This is a genomic window from Buttiauxella sp. (assembly GCF_049686335.1).
Classification (GTDB): Bacteria; Pseudomonadota; Gammaproteobacteria; order Enterobacterales; family Enterobacteriaceae; genus Buttiauxella.
In genome coordinates, this window is the sequence record NZ_JBAVHX010000013.1 from 1 (window position 1) to 4,973 (window position 4,973).

At 46.8% G+C, this 4,973-nt stretch carries 5 protein-coding genes and 4 tRNA genes; 2 read left to right on the forward strand and 7 right to left on the reverse strand.

Annotated elements, in window-relative coordinates:
* The 5 genes from WBL83_RS12050 to WBL83_RS12070 all read right to left on the reverse strand — a co-directional run.
* On the reverse strand, positions 1-128 hold a 128-nt coding region (locus WBL83_RS12050; RefSeq protein ID WP_016197641.1), incomplete at its 3' end, for a GTP-binding protein.
* A 116-nt stretch (positions 129-244) separates the two neighbouring features.
* Positions 245-320, reverse strand: a tRNA-Thr gene (locus WBL83_RS12055).
* Between the two features lie 5 nt (positions 321-325).
* Positions 326-400, reverse strand: a tRNA-Gly gene (locus WBL83_RS12060).
* Between the two features lie 114 nt (positions 401-514).
* A tRNA-Tyr gene (locus tag WBL83_RS12065) sits at positions 515-599 on the reverse strand.
* Between the two features lie 10 nt (positions 600-609).
* A tRNA-Thr gene (locus tag WBL83_RS12070) sits at positions 610-685 on the reverse strand.
* A gap of 346 nt (positions 686-1,031) precedes the next feature.
* On the opposite strand from WBL83_RS12070, the gene WBL83_RS12075 reads away from it, so the two are divergent.
* Both WBL83_RS12075 and coaA read left to right on the forward strand, forming a co-directional pair.
* Positions 1,032-1,580 (forward strand): GNAT family N-acetyltransferase, encoded by a 549-nt coding sequence (locus WBL83_RS12075; RefSeq protein ID WP_424589383.1) that lies wholly within the window; start codon positions 1,032-1,034, stop codon positions 1,578-1,580.
* Between the two features lie 204 nt (positions 1,581-1,784).
* Positions 1,785-2,735, forward strand: coding sequence for a type I pantothenate kinase (gene coaA, locus WBL83_RS12080; RefSeq protein WP_034492290.1), 951 nt, complete (start codon positions 1,785-1,787; stop codon positions 2,733-2,735).
* Between the two features lie 31 nt (positions 2,736-2,766).
* Here the strand turns inward: coaA and birA are convergent, their stop codons facing one another.
* Complete coding sequence (gene birA / locus WBL83_RS12085; protein WP_424589384.1) at positions 2,767-3,729, reverse strand: bifunctional biotin--[acetyl-CoA-carboxylase] ligase/biotin operon repressor BirA; 963 nt, start codon at positions 3,727-3,729, stop codon at positions 2,767-2,769.
* Positions 3,726-4,754: a UDP-N-acetylmuramate dehydrogenase gene (gene murB / locus WBL83_RS12090; RefSeq protein WP_424589385.1), complete on the reverse strand. Its 1,029-nt coding sequence runs from the start codon at positions 4,752-4,754 to the stop codon at positions 3,726-3,728. The genes birA and murB overlap by 4 nt, the downstream gene beginning before the upstream one ends.
* Positions 4,755-4,973: the final 219 nt, after the last annotated feature.

Here is a 4,973-nt window from a genome sequence, read left to right on the forward strand (position 1 = left end):
GAACCACCGTAGGTTTTAGCCAGAACGGTAGTGATTGCTGCAGTCAGAGTGGTTTTACCATGGTCAACGTGGCCGATAGTACCGACGTTGACGTGCGGTTTTGTACGTTCAAATTTTTCTTTAGACATCGATTGTCCCTCTAAGACACGGATAAATCGGTGATATCACCACATCAACCAGGCGAAAGCCTGAATTTGTTGAATTCATTAACAGAACAGAAGAGAAACAGGAAGGATAAAGGAGGTGGTGCTGATAGGCAGATTCGAACTGCCGACCTCACCCTTACCAAGGGTGCGCTCTACCAACTGAGCTATATCAGCACATCTGGAGCGGGCAGTGGGAATCGAACCCACATCATCAGCTTGGAAGGCTGAGGTAATAGCCATTATACGATGCCCGCATCCTGGAACTCGGCTACCTGCTTAAATTCTGTTTAACTAAGGAAGGCTCCTTAGTATTCGAGTCGACTCGTTGGATCTCGTCGCCTCGGGCTACGCATAACGCGGCCTGAAAATGGTGGTGGGGGAAGGATTCGAACCTTCGAAGTCGATGACGGCAGATTTACAGTCTGCTCCCTTTGGCCGCTCGGGAACCCCACCAAGCACTTGATGGTGCCGACTACCGGAATCGAACTGGTGACCTACTGATTACAAGTCAGTTGCTCTACCTACTGAGCTAAGTCGGCATCAAGTAGCGCGCATTCTAGGAACACCGGCCTCGCGATGCAACAAAAAAATTAAAGAAAATGCACTACCGCTTGTTTTTTGCGCGATAGCTCGTAAATCTGATGGATTTATCGTCGTCACAGGGTGATTTTTAAACGTCTGGATACAGTGGAGATTTACTCACCCCCCTCTTTGCACTCTTTATTGCACCTGATTTGTGCATCCATTTCTGTATTGATGCGCTTTTACTGTGCACATTGCCTCTCCCGACCACGCAAAAGATAGATATAGCTGCGTTGAATAGCCTGGATCATTTCTTGCTTTAGTCAGAGATGAGGGTGAAATGTCCACCGGGGAGGAAGCGCGATGAAAATTGTTCATTTAAATGCCGCCACATTACCTGTGTATTGCCGGGAGCTGGGCGCCTTGCTGCTGGATGCTATCGAGGGTGGTTCATCTGTGGGTTATCAGTCAGGGACTTCACGTGAAGACGCCGAGAGCGCATTCTACCGATTGCGTGGTGCTATTGATAAAGGAGACCTGTTGATGTGGATTGCACGTGATGAGCGTGGTCTGCTAGGAACCGTGCAGCTTGAGCTCGCAAATGAGTCAGAGGGCTTGAATCGAGCAACGCCACAATTATTGCTCGTCCATCGACGTGCGCGCCGGCAAGGCGTAGGTAAACAGCTTATTTCTACTATGGAAAAAGCGGCCACCTCACAACATCGAGGATTACTGTGCCTTAATGTTCAGGCATGTACGCCAGCGGAGGCATTCTATCGCGCGCAAGGTTACCGGTGTTTGGGTGAGCTACCTGACTATATCTGTTCACCTGATGGCTATTATCATCCTGCAGTCATCTATTACAAACGCTTATTCGCCGTTAATCAATTTGCGCAGCGCATAGCAAGTTAAAGCCATACGACAACGTGATGCTTTCCGCTGAAAGCATCACTGCTTTCTTTTTTTCTTATTATTCTCCCCCATCTGGTGTTACCCTCCTGCCCATTGTGAAAAGTAATATACGTTGCACGCCTTTGATTATCTGAGACGAGTCTCCTTTTCTCAGCCCGCGTACTACGTTCATTTTTGTCCTGAATTACAGGCAGAAGCATGCTTATGAGTAATAAAGAGCAAATGTTGACGACTCCTTATATGCAGTTCAACCGCAACCAATGGGCAGCCTTGCGCGACTCAGTACCGATGACCTTGACTGAAGGTGAAATCGCTCGGTTGAAAGGTATCAATGAGGATCTCTCTTTAGAAGAAGTGGCCGAGATCTATCTGCCGCTTTCACGTCTATTGAATTTTTATATCAGTTCCAACCTTCGCCGGCAGGCAGTGTTAGAGCAATTTCTCGGTACTAATGGGCAACGGATCCCCTACGTCATCAGTATCGCGGGAAGCGTTGCGGTCGGGAAAAGTACAACTGCTCGCGTGTTACAAGCCCTGCTTAGTCGCTGGCCTGAACATCGTCGCGTTGAATTGATCACGACTGATGGTTTTCTGCATCCGAATAAAGTGTTGAAAGAACGCAATCTGATGAAGAAAAAGGGATTCCCGCAATCCTATGATATGCACCGTTTGGTAAAATTTGTCTCTGACATTAAATCAGGCGCACCGAATGTCACAGCACCTGTTTACTCGCATCTTATTTATGATGTCATTCCTGATGGTGATAAAACTGTTGCTCAGCCTGATATTCTAATCCTTGAAGGATTAAATGTTTTGCAAAGCGGCATGGATTATCCGCACGATCCACATCATGTATTTGTATCGGACTTTGTCGATTTTTCTATTTATGTCGATGCGCCAGAAGACTTACTACAAGATTGGTATATCACGCGATTCCTGAAGTTCCGCGAAGGCGCATTTACCGATCCTGACTCTTATTTCCATAGCTATGCAAAGCTTTCAGAAGATGAAGCCGTGAATGTCGCATTGCAGCTCTGGAAAGAGATTAACTGGCGGAACTTAAAAGAAAATATCCTGCCAACTCGTGAGCGAGCCAGCTTGATCATGACGAAAAGCTCAAATCATGAAGTTGAGTGTGTACGTCTGAGAAAATAAAAGAATGGGGGGATAACATCCCCCATTAAAATTAATTAACGCCACGCAGTGATATTTCACCACCCACCCAAGGTTTAATTACGCCGTCTTGTTCTAATAACAGCCCACCTTGCTCGTTAATCCCTCTTGAAATACCGTGAATTTCTCTTTCACCAATAATGAGCTTCACCTGGCGGTTAATAAAGTTATCCAGTGATTCCCAACGGGGCAGGAAAGGTAGTAAACCTTCTTCTTCGAATAGCTGTAATGCTTTACGTAATTCTTTTATTATTCTAATGGCTAATGCATTACGATCTATATTAATTCCGGCTTCCTGCAAATTAATCCAGCTTTGATTAATGACATCCGTGGCTACGTTACGCATGGCAAGATTAATGCCTGCACCGATAACAATCTGCGCTGCATCACCCGTTTTGCCTGTCAGCTCGACCAGAATCCCGGCAAGCTTACGATCGTTCAGATAGAGGTCATTTGGCCACTTAACTCTGACCTCCTCTGCACCTAATTCGCGTAACACTTCGGCCATAACAATCCCTATCACAAGGCTCAAACCAACAGCAGCCGCTGGACCTTGCTCTAGTCGCCAGAACATAGACAGATAAAGATTGGCGCCAAATGGGGAAAACCACTGGCGGCCTCGACGTCCTCGACCTGCCTGCTGGTACTCAGCAATACAGGCATCACCGGACTGAAGTGTTTCAATACGATCGAGTAAATACTGATTAGTGGAGTCAATAACCGGTAAGACCGCAACAGAGCCCGTATCAACCTGCGATTTTATCAGTTCTTCATTAAGCAGCTTAATGGGATCCGGCAGACTATAGCCTTTGCCTGGTACGGTAAAAACATCGACGCCCCAATCTCTCAGGGTCTGGATATGTTTATTAATGGCCGCCCGGCTCATGCCAAGTTGCTCACCTAACTGCTCACCAGAATGAAACTCGCCGTCAGCAAGAATACTAATTAGCGTTAGAGGAATTTTGTTATCTTTCATGCAATGGTCTCCACAGCACTAACTTCGCCACATGCCCCGATGAAGCGAACTTCAGGTTCCAACCATACGTTAAATTTCTCCCCGACACACTGGCGAACATAATGAGCCAGAGCAACAACATCCTTGCTGGAAGCACTTGTTTCATTGATCAATACCAGTGCCTGCTGCTTATGAACAGCCGCACCGCCAACGCGATATCCTTTTAGCTGGCACTGATCAATTAGCCAACCTGCGGCTAATTTAACTGAACCATCAGGCTGAGGATAATGTGGGATTGTCGCAAAGGCTGAAAGTAACTCCGCCGCTTCTTCAGCGTTAACCACCGGATTCTTAAAGAAGCTACCGGCATTACCATTAATGCGTGGATCAGGAAGTTTCGTTGTCCGCATATGGCAAACAGCATTAAAGACTTCAAGCGGAGTGACATTCGCCGCGTCAAGACGAGTCAAATCACCATACGATAAGACCGGCTGCCACAATTTTGCTAAACGTAAACCCACAGCAACGATGGCATAGTGATCCTGATAATCATGCTTAAAAATACTGTCACGATAACCAAACTGGCATTGCGCATTATCCAGTCGATGCATCTCACCACTACGTAAATCAACACAATCAACGTATTCGCAGACACTTTTGAGCTCTACACCGTACGCACCAATGTTCTGAATAGGTGAAGACCCGGCATATCCCGGGATTAGAGCCAGGTTCTCAAGCCCCGGCATACCTTCATGTAAGGTATATTCAACCAAATGATGCCAATTTTCCCCGGCCCCCACATGCAAATGCCAGGCATCCTGCTTTTCTGTAACCTGAGTGCCAGAAATTCGGTTAACGATTACGGTACCAGTGTAATCTTCAAGAAAGAGAACGTTACTTCCCTCACCCAGGATCAAAACGGGCATATTCTCCGCCACTGTCTCACTCCAGGCATCTTTTAACTGCTGCACTGTATCAGCAATGACAATTCGTGAAGCATTAGCCTGAATACCAAATGTATTGAAAGGTTTAAGAGAAGTGCTCATGTTGGGTATCTTTCCTGAGTTTAAACTCGGTTAGTTTACCTTATATGCCAGGTGTTGGCTTGCTTGAGAGGAGGTATGAAGACGGGTTCGCGTAAACTGCAGACAGCAAAAAGCCCTGTACGTCAGTACAGGGCTTTTCACTTGATTGGAGCCTGGCAGTTCCCTACTCTCGCATGGGGAGACCCCACACTACCATCGGCGCTACGGCGTTTCACTTCT

Excerpts from the sequence above, each read along its gene's own strand:
- WBL83_RS12075 (WP_424589383.1), top strand. The coding sequence starts at position 1,032 with ATGAAAATTGTTCATTTAAATGCCGCCACATTACCTGTGTATTGCCGG.
- coaA (WP_034492290.1), top strand. The coding sequence starts at position 1,785 with ATGAGTAATAAAGAGCAAATGTTGACGACTCCTTATATGCAGTTCAAC.
- birA (WP_424589384.1), bottom strand. The coding sequence starts at position 3,729 with ATGAAAGATAACAAAATTCCTCTAACGCTAATTAGTATTCTTGCTGAC.
- murB (WP_424589385.1), bottom strand. The coding sequence starts at position 4,754 with ATGAGCACTTCTCTTAAACCTTTCAATACATTTGGTATTCAGGCTAAT.